Source organism: Mariprofundus aestuarium, from assembly GCF_002795805.1.
GTDB classification, from domain to species: domain Bacteria; phylum Pseudomonadota; class Zetaproteobacteria; order Mariprofundales; family Mariprofundaceae; genus Mariprofundus; species Mariprofundus aestuarium.
This window is the reverse complement of sequence record NZ_CP018799.1, coordinates 1,135,106-1,147,267: the sequence shown is the minus strand read 5'-3', so window position 1 is coordinate 1,147,267 and position 12,162 is coordinate 1,135,106. Positions and strand designations below refer to the sequence as shown.

The following is a 12,162-nucleotide window of genomic DNA, read 5'->3' as shown; positions in this document are numbered from 1 at the left end:
ATCGCAAACCGAAGCATAAATCAGCCTTCAACCTCTTCATCGTCAAACTGATCCAGACGACGACGTTCCACATCATCCTGTTCAAAGAGAACTTCCCAGGAGACATAACCATCACCCATCTCGCGCAGCGCCTGGACGGAAGGTTTGTCGTTCTCTTCAACCTCCAGCATTGAAGGCATACCGTTAAGCAACTGCCTTGCGCGCCTACCTGCAAGATGAACCATTTCAAAGCGATTCGGATAATAACGAATGCAATCTTCTACTGTTACGCGGGCCATACGGCTACCTCCAAACAAACAATGTCACAAACCTAGAAGTGACCGCACAAATTGCAACCATCGCGGTCTGTTTAAATTGAGACAGCTTTATGAATCCTTGACTAGTGTGATGCAATATTCCGCATGCAGTGCCGCTGACAGCAGTAATCAGTCCTGAAAAATTTCCTGCAAACGCTGCAACGAAAGGTCGAAATCATCATTGACGACCTGGAATTGCGCTTCTGGCGCATGCTCCATCTCCTCTTCTGCAGCTGCAATGCGGCGCTCTATGATTGCCATATCATCCTGCCCACGCGAGGTCAGGCGATTTCTCAGCGCCTCCAGAGAAGGTGGTAAAATAAACACGCGAATGGCGGAAGGTATCTTTTTGGCCACCTGTGCCGCCCCTTGCCAATCTATCTCAAGCAGCACATCACGACCTGCCTGCATGATGGCCTCAACATCGGACTGGCGAGTTCCGTACATATTGCCATGCACATTTGCCCACTCCAGGAATCCTTCCGCATCACACTGCACCTTAAACTCAGATGTGGAGAGGAAGTGGTATTCGCGTCCATTCTCTTCGCCCGGGCGCGGACTCCTTGTCGTGCAAGATATTGAGAGCTGGAGTTGCGGGCAGCGCTCCAGTAGAGCTGCGCAAAGGCTCGATTTTCCTGCACCCGATGGTCCCGAAACAATAAACAGACGGCCGCTCACGCACTCTCTCCGATCCATTTCTCGTATTTCACCTGCAAAGCCTCCTGTGATTCGACACGGTCCGGATCCTCTGGAATGCAGTCGACAGGACAGACGAGCTGGCACTGCGGCTCATTGAAATGGCCCACACACTCGGTGCAGCGATCCGGATCGATCTCGAAAATCTCCTCACCTTCAAAAATAGCCAGATTTGGGCACTCCGGCTCGCAAACCGCACAGTTGATACAGTCATCGGTAATCATCAGGGCCATGCAAATCCTCCACAGGCTCGTAACACTAATTATCCAGCCTCCCAAATGCGAAGCCTTTTCCTCAGATTTGTAATCCGGCCGTGATCTCATGAAAAATACGAGCTAGAATAAAGGCAGTTCAGGGAGTGTCAGCCAGAGATGTCTATCGATCAGAACAATCAACTCAACGCATATGCCGATCTGGTAAAACTCTACCCGGATAATGAGGCATATCTGAGGAAATATGCAGAACTGCTGCTTATAGAGAACAAGCAGACAACTGCTGCCGAGGTTCTACGCCACCTGCATACCCTTCTGGTTAACAGGGGGGAACACAAACAGGCCAACACCCTGGCCACTACATTCCCGCAAATCGGACGTATTCGCAACGGCATTGATCCTAATGATGACAGGATTGACAAACTGCTGCCGACCACGATGCAAAACAGCCTGTGGTTGCGCCTGCACCAGCACAAGGTCAAAGAGGGGCACCACCTGATTCAACGCGGAGAGCATGAGGAGACCATTTACCTCGTTTGTGAAGGCGAGCTTGCCGAGTTCATCTGGAGTAGCGATGGCAAACCCGTACTGCTGAATCTTATCACCTTAGGTAACGTGGTCGGTGAGAGCTATCTCTTCAATCCCGGGCCTCACAAGTCGGATATCGTTGCCAACAAGGACTCCATAGTTGCCAAGCTGCCGCGCAAAAAAATACTGGCCGCACTGGAGAAAAACCCGAGCCTGAAAATTGCCCTGCAGCAAAAGTCCGCTTCGCGCCTTATCAATGCCAGAATATCATCATCACCTCTGCTCCAGAATGTGCCGCTGAATATGCGCAAAGATCTGGCTGAACAGAGTCACACCCGGCAATACGCCGCTGGTGAGACGATTCACAAGGCGGGTGAAAAGCTTGATCACGTCGATCTCGTGGCAAAAGGGAGTGCCCATTTCCAGCTGCTGGGAAAGGGAATATTTAAGGAGTTGAAGACCTTGGGTCCGGGCTCCCTGATCGGCGAATCCGAAGCTGTCCATATACAGGGCTGCCCAGCCGACATGATTGCCAATAGCAACGTTACTGTCGTCAGAATCCCCTATAACGCATTCAGGAATGTTGTTGAGGCCCATCCCCCACTGCGCAACACCCTTATCGCCTATGCTGAGAAGAACCAGCTGCAGATCATGAGTAAACTAAACGAGTTATAGGTCTATCAATCAGGCATAGCCTTGTCGATGACAACACCAGCAGAGGTGGCACCCTCAACTCCGAACGAGGCGAACCACCAGCCATCCGATGGTAATGGCAATGAGACCTGTAACGCGAAGTGTACGCGGTGAGATCTCTGGAAGCCGGCGCATCATATCGATCATACCCTGAGGAAAGAGGGCGTAAAACGCCCCCTCTATCACCAGCACCAGACCTAAAGCGGCCCAGAGATCATCCATGAAGCAGGCTCCTGCTATCCGAATCTATTTACTGTCGTGACTGCTGGAAGAAGTTGAAGAACTCGGAGTCAGGTGAAATCACCAGACGCGTATTCTCATCAATGGAGTTGCGATACCCCTCAAGCGAACGGGTAAATGCGTAGAACTTAGGATCCCTGTTATAAGCCTTCGCATAGATCGCCGTAGTCAGAGCATCGGCTTTACCACGGAGAATTTCGGACTGCTTATAGGCCTCAGCCAGAATAGTCTTCTGAGTCTTTTCAGCCGTTGCACGAATCTCTTTGGCAGCCTCTTCACCCTCGGAGCGATACTCCTTGGCAATACGGTTACGCTCAGCCTTCATACGCTGGAATACAGCTTCCGAGTTCTCCTGCGGCAGATCAGCGCGTTTGATGCGCACATCGATAATGGTAATGCCGTAATCTTTCACGCCCTCATCGGCACGATCTCGAATCGACTGCATCAGCTCAACACGAAGGTTCTCTTTATCACCACCTGAAACAATCTCATGCAGCGTATGCTGGCCCAGCACCTCACGCACCTTACCACGAACCACGTCATCCATACGGGCAGCTACGCCTGTCTGGGTACGCGCTACCTGATAAACCTTCAGCGGATCGGTAATGCGCCAGCGGGCATAGTTATCCACTAGGATCGATTTCTTATCCTTGGTGATCACTTCGTTGGGCGGCACATCGCTTTCCAGCAGGCGGGAATCGAAAGTCTCCACACTCTGCCATGGCAGTTTGAAATGCAGGCCTGCTTCCTTCACAACATCCTTGGGGTTACCAAACTGCAGCACCAGCGCCTGTTCACGCTGATCCACAACAAATGCACTCATGCCGATGATGGTGGCCACTGCCACCGCTACAATTGCAATCAGGGTCTGTTTCGGGCTCATTTCTTCACCTCCACCTTGTTACTCACTCGGTCGAGTGGAAGATACGGCAACACCTTGCCTGCTACAGCGCCATCAATAATGATTTTGTCAGCACGGCTCAACACATCTTCCATGGTATCCATGTAGAGACGTTTGCGGGTCACTTCAGGTGCCAGCTTGTATGCAGTCAGGATGCTTTCAAAACGATCAGCTTCACCCTTGGCACGCTCAACCACAGCCTTGCCATAGGCTTCGGCATCAAGAACCATCTTCTTACCTTCACCACGGGCGTTAGGAATAATATCGTTGGCATAGGCCTGAGCCTCATTCTTGGCACGCTCGCGATCCTCACGTGCAGAAGCCACGTCCTTGAACTCTTTGATCACACGTTCAGGTGGCTGCACATCCTGCAGCTTCACTGTGCTAACCGAGATACCGGCCTGATAACCATCGAGAATCTGCTGAATCAGAGTCTGGGTCTCGACTTCAACTTCCGCTTTCTTGGTAGTCAGCACATCATCAATCAAGGTGCGACCGATCACTTCACGAATTGCGGACTCACCCACATCGCGCACAGTTTTGGTAGCGCTGTCGATATTGAAGAGGAAATCCTCAACACTCTTAATCTTATATTGAATAATGAAAGAGATATCGACGATGTTTTCGTCCTTGGTCAGCATCAGTGACTCATTGGCACGCTTGCGGATCGCGCCATCAGCGAACTGACGGAAACCGATCTCCAGACGCTGAACACGCGTCACCGGAAGTTTTTCAACGGTTTCAACCGGATATGGGATCGCCCAGTTCAGGCCAGGGCCTTTGGTCGCCACATGTTTACCAAAACGGAGAACTACGGCCTCCTCATCGGCAGCCACCATATAAAAACCGGTCAGCCCCCAGAACAGAAGAATTGCTGCCAGCACACCGGAGAGCATGCCTTTGCTTAGACCTGGACCAGCGGTTCCACCGGCTCCACCACTGCCACCACCGAAGAAGCCGCCAAAGCGCTCCTGCAGGCGACGAATCACCTCATCGAGATCGGGAGGGGTTTGGTTTCCACCTCCACCACCGGGACGCTGGCCCCACGGGTTCTGATTCTGATTATTATCGTTGTTGCTCCAGGGCATGCCTGACCTCCAAGGACGTAGAGCGCAGCAGTGTAGCCAACTGGTTCGGCCATTGCATCCCCTACGTTTTCCAGGTTTTTATCCGCGAATATAATTAGCCATGATAATTCATTAATAGATTCAGGCCTGATCTTGCATGAAGTGAACCGATAATCCGACCACAGCCGCTGGAATAACGGCCAGATTAAGAACTGGAACCATGATCATCACTGCAGCCAGGGCAGAAAAACCGAGAAAAAACCAGCGGTTTTCATTTAGTTTCTGTTTGCGCTGGCTGAAATTCCAGCCACGCCGTGATGCCGATGTATCAATCAGTTCAAACGTCAGAAAACGAATACTGCCGTACGTCCATATCGCTGCGGCAACTGGAGGCAACCAGAAGAAGAGCAGTGCCGCCCCACCCCACACCATCAAACCAAGTAGCGGGCGCAGTGAATGGGAGAGGCTCTGCAGTATCAGTGCCATCGATGACTGGGATGTAGGCTCAACAGACTTCCCAGAGAGGGTTTCCGCACGCTCTGCCAGCTGATCAAGCCATGGTGCCACAGCGGCTGAACCAAGCGCCACATAAGCAACTGCAGCCGTGATCAGCGCCAACAACAGCGCCAGCAGCCACACGATCCATGATACTATTTGCCAGTACCAGGCATCCCCTTCAGGAATCCAGAGAGCGGCAACATAATCAACGAGCCAGTAAGCAGCTGTGGAAAGAACAACCATCAGAAGCAGCAGCAGGCCAAGCATACGCCACAAAAGGCTGCGCAACTCAGTGCGGACAAACAGCAGCTTCAACCCCGCCAGAAACGCCAGTGCACCTTTAATCATCCCTCAAAGCTCCAAATCATTCAGAATCATTCTGGCAGCGGGGAGATCATCCTCATCAACGAGGATTCGTGAATCCATCAAACCCGGCAGCGGCATCAGCGCATGCATGCCGGCATTATCGACCCTGAAACGGATCGCCCTGGATTCCAGCGCATCGATAATCACCTGCAGCAGCACCAGATCGGAAATCTTTATCAACTCAACCATGCCAGCAACCTATGTGCATCATGCTCGTCCGTCACGCTTGACCAGATGCAAGCCAGCCATGACGATTGCCACCATGACCCTTAAACTGCCAGATACCCCCCCAGTTTCTATCGAAACCCTCCAGTCCGTGCTCTCGCACATGCTTCCTGCCGGTGCTGATGATGGTGACCTCTACCTTGAGCACAGCAGCATGGAGTCGATCGCCCTTGAAGAGGGTCGCGTCAAACATGTTTCCGCATCAACCCATCAGGGGCTTGGTGCGCGCGTTATCAAGGGGGAATCAGCTGGCCATGCCTTTACCGATCGGCTCGACACGGCATCCCTGATGCAGGCGGCTGGTTCAGCTCGGGCCATCGCCACTAGCCACCAAGATCGCCCCCCAGTCGCCATTCACAGCCAAGCCACTGCACCAACACTCTACAGTGGCAGCAACCCGGCCCTGGGACTGGATTTCACCATGCGTAAAGAGCTGCTTGAGCGACTAGACCGGCTTGCCCGCAGTCTTGATCCACGCGTCAAGCAGGTCTTTGCCAATGTATCATCCTCTTTCTCCGACATTCATATCGTACGCATGGATGGCGCTTTCATTCACGATGCCCGACCACTTGTCCGGCTGAATGTATCTGTGGTGGTCGAGCAAAATGGCAAACGCGAAACCGGCAGCGCCGGTGGTGGTGGCCGATTTTCGCTGCTCAGATTTGCTGAACAGGACAAGGCTGAGGAGCTGGTGCGCACAGCAGTCCGCCTCGCACTCTTAAATCTCGATGCCCATGATGCCCCGGCTGGCACCATGCCGGTTGTGCTTGGACCCGGCTGGCCCGGCATTCTACTGCACGAAGCGATTGGTCACGGGCTTGAAGGCGACTTCAACCGCAAGGGAACCTCTGTGTTTTCGAATAAACTGGGCGAACGGGTGGCTGCCAAGGGCATTACAGTGGTTGATGACGGCACCATCGCCGAGCGGCGCGGCTCACTTAATGTCGACGATGAAGGCATGGCAACCAAGCGCAATACAGTGATCGAAGACGGCATCCTCACCGGCTACCTGCTGGATCGCCAGAATGCCCGCTTGATGGGCAAGGAATCAACCGGAAACGGCAGGCGTGAGTCCTATGCCCATCAGGTTCTGCCTCGCATGACCAACACATTCATGCTACCGGGTAACGATTCGCCGGATGATATCCTCGCCTCTCTTGATCGCGGTATCTACGCAGTCAATTTTGGTGGCGGACAGGTCGATATCACCTCAGGCAAGTTTGTTTTCACTACCTCCGAAGCCTACTACGTGGAGAACGGTAAAATTCAGTATCCGGTCAAGGGAGCAACCCTGATCGGTGTGGGGCACGAGGTACTGCAGAAGGTATCGATGATCGGTAATGATCTTGAGCTTGACCCCGGTGTTGGCACCTGCGGCAAAGGCGGGCAGTCCGTGCCAGTCGGTGTCGGGTTACCCACCCTGCGCATTGATGAATTGACCGTCGGAGGAACCGAAGCATGAGCCACTCCAACATCAAACCACAAAAAGATAGTATCAGCGGCCATGCTGAACGGTTAATCGACTCTGCCAAAAAAGCCGGCGCGATCCATGTCGATGCGATGGCTATCAGCAATACCGGCGACTCAATCACTGTCCGTAACGGCGCCATTGAATCGGTTGAGCGCGAGGATGCGCAGGGAATGGGTCTGCGCGCTTTTTTCGATACCGGTCGCGGACTGGCCTTTGCCACCGCCTCTAGCTCCGATCTCTCTGAATCAGGGCTGAATCAGCTTGCCGCACAGGTCGTAGCCATGGCCAGAATATCGGAGCCCGATCCCGATGCCGTACCGCCAACAGGTGCAATACATCCGAGCAGCAATGAGCTGGCCGCATGGAATGCGCGTTATCCCGACCGGGATCATGGCTGGAACATCGAAAAAGCCCGTGATGCAGCGATGCAGTGCGAAGAGATTGCCCGCAACTATTCGCCTGAGATCAGCAACTCAGAGGGCGCAGATGCAAGCTTCGGCAGCAGCCATATTGCCTACGCTTCCAGTGATGGCTTCTCCGCTGAATATGCCAAATCATCAGCCTCGCTCAGTGTTTCAGTCATTGCCGGAACGGGTGAAGGTATGCAGCGCGATTACGCATGGCATCGTGCCTTTCACGCCTCCGACCTGAGAACACCAGAGACCATCGCTCATGAAGCAGCCAAGCGTGCCATAGCCATGCTCAATCCCGGCAGCATGGAGAGTGGACGGACCACGGTGGTTTTCGAACCGCGCACTGCCTCCTCTTTGCTAGGTCACCTGATCGGTGGCATTAATGGGCGTGCGGTACTGCAGGAGCGCACCTTTCTTGCCGACTCACTCAACGCGGAGATCTTCCCCGAGTTTATAACCATTGAGGATAATCCCGACCACCCCGACGGCATGGGCAATCGTCTGTTCGATGGAGAGGGCACCCGCTGCGTGGGTCGTAACATTATTGATAGCGGCAGGCTGAACTGCTTTTTAACCGACCGGTACACGGCCAAACGGTTGAAACAACCGGAGACCGGCAGTGCCGTGCGTGGCCTTACCGGGGATATCGGCATCGGCTCCTCCAACCTGATCTGGCATCCGGGATCTCAAACCCAGGAGAAGATGATCGCAGAGATCGGCAACGGCCTGCTGGTGACTGAGATGATCGGTTTTGGTGTCAACGGTGTTACCGGCGACTACTCGCGCGGCGCGGCCGGCTTCCTGATCAAGAACGGTAAAATTGTGCGTCCGGTGCAGGGCATCACCATTGCCGGCAACCTGAAAGAGATGTTCGCCAGCATTAAGATGGTCGGCTCCGACCTCACATGGTTTGGCTCCAGTGCCGTGCCAAGCATTGCCATCTCCGGCATGACGGTCGCCGGGCAATAGAGGGCATTTTTATTAATTCCATGAGGAGTGTTTCGTGCCGTATTCAATAATTTGGGAGTCTGAAGGTATATATAGAATATTCTCAGGCATGGTCAACGGAGAGGAAGTTTTGGAATCTAATATTGATTTGTATGATGATGTTCGCTTCAAAAGCGCCAGATATATTATTAATGATTTCACAGAAATATCAGGCCACGCAATAGAGGCCTCTCATTTGCCAATATTTGCATCAACAGATGAAATGATTTCTCAGCTGAAGCACGAATTTAAAATCGCCCTGATTGTACCTCAGGATGCCTATGTTGGCCTCGCAAACAGTCTATGTGAACTAACGAAAAACAAGTTGTTTGAATATGCCACCTTCCAGACAATTGATGGTGCTCGGAATTGGGTTGGCAGCAAAACCTGATTGTTTACTGAATGTCCACTTTTGCCGAAAGTATCATTCGTCTAAATCAATTCGAGTTGATATCGAGCCCTGCACAGGACTCGAACAAGTGCTCTGAAGGTAGTTGAGTCCGCTGGTATCAAATTTCTGAGAGAAGCCTGTCGACCATGGCTTCGGCCTGCGAGGCGTAACCGCCGCCGAAGAGGTTGGCGTGGTTGAGGATGTGATAGAGGTTGTAGAGTGTTTTGCGCACTGCGTAGCCACTATCCAAAGGCCATTCCTCGTTGTAGGCGTCGTAAAAATCGGCGCCAAAACCACCGAAGAGTTCGGTCATGGCGATATCGGCCTCGCGGTCACCGTAATAGACGGCCGGATCAAACATGACTGGCTGCCCCTTTTCATCAAAGGCGCAGTTGCCGCCCCATAGATCGCCATGCAACAGTGATGGCTGCGGTGTATAACCAACAAAAAAAGTGCCGAGGTCAGCAAGCAACCGCTCCCCCTTCTCCTGCAGTGAACCTCTGAATCCGTTGCTGGCAGCAAGATCGAGCTGAAATTTCAGCCGCTGATGTCGATAAAAATCGATCCAGTTTCCCGACCGCCTGTTGTGCTGAACCGTCGAACCGATGGTGTTATCGCGAAACCAGCCATAACTCTCTTCAGCTTGCCTGTGAAGTGCGGCCAGTTGCATGCCGAGCAGACGATCCGAATCGCCGCTTCCCCGTCCAAGATTGATATATTCTGTAACCAGCCACGCGTGCCCTGCCCCGCTTCCGGTGGTCACCGCTAACGGCACACGAATCGCATTGGCAGCGATCAGTTCATAAAGTCCATCACACTCGGCCTCAAACATCTCAAGGCCTGACTCCCTGTTAAGTTTGACAAAAAAGGAGACTTCGGATTCCGTGGTAACCCGGTAAGCCGAATTGATACTACCACCTGAAAGTGAGTGAGAAGTTGTGATTTTTCCGCAACCGACAGCACCGTCGAGTGATTTGGAGATCAGACTCCAGACCTCAGGTGAGCCGGTCACGCCGAATATGCCTTTTACGCCAGCGTTTGATCACCGTCCTTCGCCACAGAAGCTTAATGCCAATGTAGCCGAGTAGAGAGCTGGACACCCCGATAATAAAACAGCCGAGCAGGAAAGGCTCCCAGATCAGGGACATCTCGTGCTCAATCCACTCATAAGAGAGTTCCATCTCGAAGTGCTGTAGCTCTTCCCCGAGCACGAATGCACCCAGCTTGTAAGCGCCGTAGAACATCGGCGGCATGGTGAGCGGGTTGGTAAGCCAGACCAGCGCCACGGAGAGCGGCAGGTTGGCATTGAAAAGGATGGCACCGCCAGCAGCCAACACCATCTGGAATGGGACCGGAACCCAGGCAAAGAAGAGCCCGACGGCAAAAGCTTTGGCGACGGAGTCGTGATTCATGTGCCACAGGGCCCGGTTATGCAGAAGTGTACCGAAAAAACGTAGATGCTTATGATTTCGGATCGTATTGTGATCCGGCATAATCTTTTTCAGTAACCTTCTTGGCACCCTATCCTCCTTCGCCAATATTGGGGTTAAGGATGCTCTGAACAGGTCAGATTATCCATAAGAGCCCCTGCTTACTACTCCATGCGTGGAAAAATCGGAGTCGGCTTGGCACACTGATGTCCAGTCTTGAGCAGCCCCCAGCCGCCCTGTTCTGCATACAGGAAGTTTTCGGTGGCAACCTCTTGGTTATAAATCTGTGAGAGCATCTGCTGCATCTTGGTCGGCATGAAAGGCAGCAACTGCAGCGCCACCAGACGCAGCGTCTCCACAAGGTGATAGAGAACCGAGTTCAGACGCGCGTCATCACCCTGCTTGGCCAGTGCCCAGGGTGCGTTCTCTTCCACATAGCGGTTGCCATGCCGCACCACAACACTGATCCGCTCAATAGCCAGATGGAATGCCTGTCTATCCAGCGCTTCAGCCACCTCGGACTGCATCGCTTTTACGTCAGCAATCAGGGCGCGATCGGATTCCGTCTCCTCGCCCATTTCACCCAGCACACCGTCACGGTATTTGTTGAGCATCGCCAGCGAGCGGTTTAGCAGGTTGCCGACATCATTGGCCAGTTCAGAGTTGTAGCGCTGCTTAAGGGCAGTAAATGAGAAATCACCATCGTGACCAAAGGGTACTTCACGCAACAGGAAGTAGCGCAGCACATCAGCATCATACTCAGCCAGAAGATCGGCAGGACGCAGGGCATTGCCCTTGGACTTACTCATCTTCTCGCCTTCAACAGTCCACCAGCCATGTGCATAGATCCGTTTAGGCAGTGGCAGGTTGGCTGCCATCAGCATGGCAGGCCAGTAAACGGCATGGAAGCGGAGAATATCCTTACCAATCAGATGAACATCAGCAGGCCAATGCTCCGGCAGCTCCTGGTCAGGGAAGCCAAGGCCAGAGAGGTAGTTGGTCAATGCATCGATCCAGACATAGATCACATGCTTCTCATCACCCGGCACCGGTACACCCCATGAAAAGGTGGTACGGGAAACAGAGAGGTCTCTTAACCCACCCTCCACAAAACTCAGTACCTCATTACGGCGCGAGGCAGGCATGATGAAGTCGGGGTTGGCTTTGATATGTTCAGCCAGGAGATCCTGGAAGGCGCTCAGGCGGAAGAAATAGGACTCCTCCTGAATCTTCTCAACAGCACGTTTGCAGTCGGGACAATGTTTGTCATCCCAGCACTCTGCATCCTTCAGCTGCGTCTCAGTCCAGTAGCTTTCGCACGGTACGCAGTACCAATCTTCGTAGAAATCCTTGTAGATCGAACCTGCATTTTCCAAGCGGCGCCACATCGCCTGCACACCCTTCTTATGGCGCTCGGAACTGGTACGGATGAAATCATTATTGGAGATGGAGAGTTCAGGCCAGAGGCTCTCGTAACGCGCTACTACCTGGTTGGCCAGCTCGATCGGCTCTATACCACGTGCCTGTGCCGCCTGCTCTACCTTCTGACCATGTTCATCCACACCGGTCAAAAAGAAGACATCCTCACCGCAGAGCCGCTTATTACGGGCAAGCACATCGGCTGCAATCGTGGTATAGATATGGCCGAGATGCGGCTCATCATTCACATAATAGATCGGGGTGGTGACGTAGTATTTGCCCATACTGTGGATAGCTCTCCTGACTGGTTCAGCCGCACTCTAACTTGC

15 protein-coding genes are annotated in these 12,162 nt (G+C 53.0%); 4 read left to right on the top strand and 11 right to left on the bottom strand.

Annotated elements, in window-relative coordinates; all coding sequences use genetic code 11:
- Positions 1-20: 20 nt before the first annotated feature.
- The 3 genes from rpoZ to Ga0123461_RS05645 all read right to left on the bottom strand — a co-directional run bounded on the left by rpoZ (position 21) and on the right by Ga0123461_RS05645 (position 1,225).
- Positions 21-278: a DNA-directed RNA polymerase subunit omega gene (gene rpoZ / locus Ga0123461_RS05655; RefSeq protein ID WP_100277440.1), complete on the bottom strand. Its 258-nt coding sequence runs from the start codon at positions 276-278 to the stop codon at positions 21-23.
- Positions 279-425: 147 nt separating this feature from the next.
- Positions 426-974 carry a guanylate kinase gene (gmk, locus tag Ga0123461_RS05650; RefSeq protein ID WP_100277439.1) on the bottom strand — a complete coding sequence of 183 codons (549 nt, stop codon included), beginning with the start codon at positions 972-974 and terminating at the stop codon, positions 426-428.
- A complete protein-coding gene (locus tag Ga0123461_RS05645; RefSeq protein ID WP_100277438.1) occupies positions 971-1,225 on the bottom strand; it encodes a YfhL family 4Fe-4S dicluster ferredoxin in 255 nt (84 codons plus the stop codon). Before Ga0123461_RS05645 ends, gmk begins: the two co-directional genes overlap by 4 nt.
- A gap of 138 nt (positions 1,226-1,363) precedes the next feature.
- On the opposite strand from Ga0123461_RS05645, the gene Ga0123461_RS05640 reads away from it, so the two are divergent.
- Positions 1,364-2,407 (top strand): Crp/Fnr family transcriptional regulator, encoded by a 1,044-nt coding sequence (locus Ga0123461_RS05640; protein ID WP_100277437.1) that lies wholly within the window; start codon positions 1,364-1,366, stop codon positions 2,405-2,407.
- 54 nt (positions 2,408-2,461) lie between these two features.
- On the opposite strand, the gene Ga0123461_RS05635 is transcribed toward Ga0123461_RS05640, so the two are convergent.
- The 5 genes from Ga0123461_RS05635 to Ga0123461_RS05615 all read right to left on the bottom strand — a co-directional run bounded on the left by Ga0123461_RS05635 (position 2,462) and on the right by Ga0123461_RS05615 (position 5,686).
- Positions 2,462-2,647, bottom strand: coding sequence for a DUF2065 domain-containing protein (locus Ga0123461_RS05635; protein ID WP_100277436.1), 186 nt, complete (start codon positions 2,645-2,647; stop codon positions 2,462-2,464).
- 28 nt (positions 2,648-2,675) lie between these two features.
- Positions 2,676-3,548, bottom strand: coding sequence for a protease modulator HflC (gene hflC / locus Ga0123461_RS05630; protein WP_100277435.1), 873 nt, complete (start codon positions 3,546-3,548; stop codon positions 2,676-2,678).
- Positions 3,545-4,654, bottom strand: coding sequence for an FtsH protease activity modulator HflK (gene hflK / locus Ga0123461_RS05625; RefSeq protein WP_100277434.1), 1,110 nt, complete (start codon positions 4,652-4,654; stop codon positions 3,545-3,547). Before hflK ends, hflC begins: the two co-directional genes overlap by 4 nt.
- Before the next feature lie 120 nt (positions 4,655-4,774).
- Positions 4,775-5,479 carry an EI24 domain-containing protein gene (locus Ga0123461_RS05620; RefSeq protein WP_100277433.1) on the bottom strand — a complete coding sequence of 235 codons (705 nt, stop codon included), beginning with the start codon at positions 5,477-5,479 and terminating at the stop codon, positions 4,775-4,777.
- 3 nt (positions 5,480-5,482) lie between these two features.
- Complete coding sequence (locus Ga0123461_RS05615; RefSeq protein ID WP_100277432.1) at positions 5,483-5,686, bottom strand: putative signal transducing protein; 204 nt, start codon at positions 5,684-5,686, stop codon at positions 5,483-5,485.
- A gap of 58 nt (positions 5,687-5,744) precedes the next feature.
- Here Ga0123461_RS05615 and tldD point away from each other — a divergent pair, with 58 nt between their 5' ends.
- Genes tldD through Ga0123461_RS05600 form a run of 3 tightly spaced genes read left to right on the top strand, consistent with a single transcriptional unit; the run spans position 5,745 to position 8,984 of the window.
- Complete coding sequence (gene tldD / locus Ga0123461_RS05610) at positions 5,745-7,184, top strand: metalloprotease TldD (protein ID WP_100278701.1); 1,440 nt, start codon at positions 5,745-5,747, stop codon at positions 7,182-7,184.
- On the top strand, positions 7,181-8,575 hold the full coding sequence (locus tag Ga0123461_RS05605) for a TldD/PmbA family protein (protein ID WP_100277431.1): 1,395 nt from the start codon (positions 7,181-7,183) through the stop codon (positions 8,573-8,575). Before tldD ends, Ga0123461_RS05605 begins: the two co-directional genes overlap by 4 nt.
- A gap of 34 nt (positions 8,576-8,609) precedes the next feature.
- On the top strand, positions 8,610-8,984 hold the full coding sequence (locus Ga0123461_RS05600; RefSeq protein WP_100277430.1) for a hypothetical protein: 375 nt from the start codon (positions 8,610-8,612) through the stop codon (positions 8,982-8,984).
- A gap of 118 nt (positions 8,985-9,102) precedes the next feature.
- On the opposite strand, the gene Ga0123461_RS05595 is transcribed toward Ga0123461_RS05600, so the two are convergent.
- The 3 genes from Ga0123461_RS05595 to metG all read right to left on the bottom strand — a co-directional run bounded on the left by Ga0123461_RS05595 (position 9,103) and on the right by metG (position 12,117).
- Entirely contained in the window at positions 9,103-9,996 is an 894-nt protein-coding gene (locus tag Ga0123461_RS05595; protein WP_232710389.1) for a fructosamine kinase family protein, read from the bottom strand.
- The gene (locus tag Ga0123461_RS05590) at positions 9,980-10,504 is read right to left on the bottom strand and encodes a DUF2062 domain-containing protein (RefSeq protein WP_100277429.1); all 525 of its coding nucleotides are present in this window, start codon (positions 10,502-10,504) and stop codon (positions 9,980-9,982) included. The genes Ga0123461_RS05595 and Ga0123461_RS05590 overlap by 17 nt, the downstream gene beginning before the upstream one ends.
- A gap of 74 nt (positions 10,505-10,578) precedes the next feature.
- Entirely contained in the window at positions 10,579-12,117 is a 1,539-nt protein-coding gene (gene metG / locus Ga0123461_RS05585; RefSeq protein ID WP_100277428.1) for a methionine--tRNA ligase, read from the bottom strand.
- Positions 12,118-12,162 lie beyond the last annotated feature (45 nt).

What these genes read in the sequence shown, in the direction of transcription:
- hflK (WP_100277434.1), bottom strand. Translation starts at nt 4,654, where the DNA reads ATGCCCTGGAGCAACAACGATAATAATCAGAATCAGAACCCGTGGGGC.
- hflC (WP_100277435.1), bottom strand. Translation starts at nt 3,548, where the DNA reads ATGAGCCCGAAACAGACCCTGATTGCAATTGTAGCGGTGGCAGTGGCC.
- Ga0123461_RS05615 (WP_100277432.1), bottom strand. Translation starts at nt 5,686, where the DNA reads ATGGTTGAGTTGATAAAGATTTCCGATCTGGTGCTGCTGCAGGTGATT.
- metG (WP_100277428.1), bottom strand. Translation starts at nt 12,117, where the DNA reads ATGGGCAAATACTACGTCACCACCCCGATCTATTATGTGAATGATGAG.
- Ga0123461_RS05640 (WP_100277437.1), top strand. Translation starts at nt 1,364, where the DNA reads ATGTCTATCGATCAGAACAATCAACTCAACGCATATGCCGATCTGGTA.
- tldD (WP_100278701.1), top strand. Translation starts at nt 5,745, where the DNA reads ATGACGATTGCCACCATGACCCTTAAACTGCCAGATACCCCCCCAGTT.
- Ga0123461_RS05635 (WP_100277436.1), bottom strand. Translation starts at nt 2,647, where the DNA reads ATGGATGATCTCTGGGCCGCTTTAGGTCTGGTGCTGGTGATAGAGGGG.
- Ga0123461_RS05645 (WP_100277438.1), bottom strand. Translation starts at nt 1,225, where the DNA reads ATGGCCCTGATGATTACCGATGACTGTATCAACTGTGCGGTTTGCGAG.
- Ga0123461_RS05605 (WP_100277431.1), top strand. Translation starts at nt 7,181, where the DNA reads ATGAGCCACTCCAACATCAAACCACAAAAAGATAGTATCAGCGGCCAT.
- rpoZ (WP_100277440.1), bottom strand. Translation starts at nt 278, where the DNA reads ATGGCCCGCGTAACAGTAGAAGATTGCATTCGTTATTATCCGAATCGC.
- Ga0123461_RS05620 (WP_100277433.1), bottom strand. Translation starts at nt 5,479, where the DNA reads ATGATTAAAGGTGCACTGGCGTTTCTGGCGGGGTTGAAGCTGCTGTTT.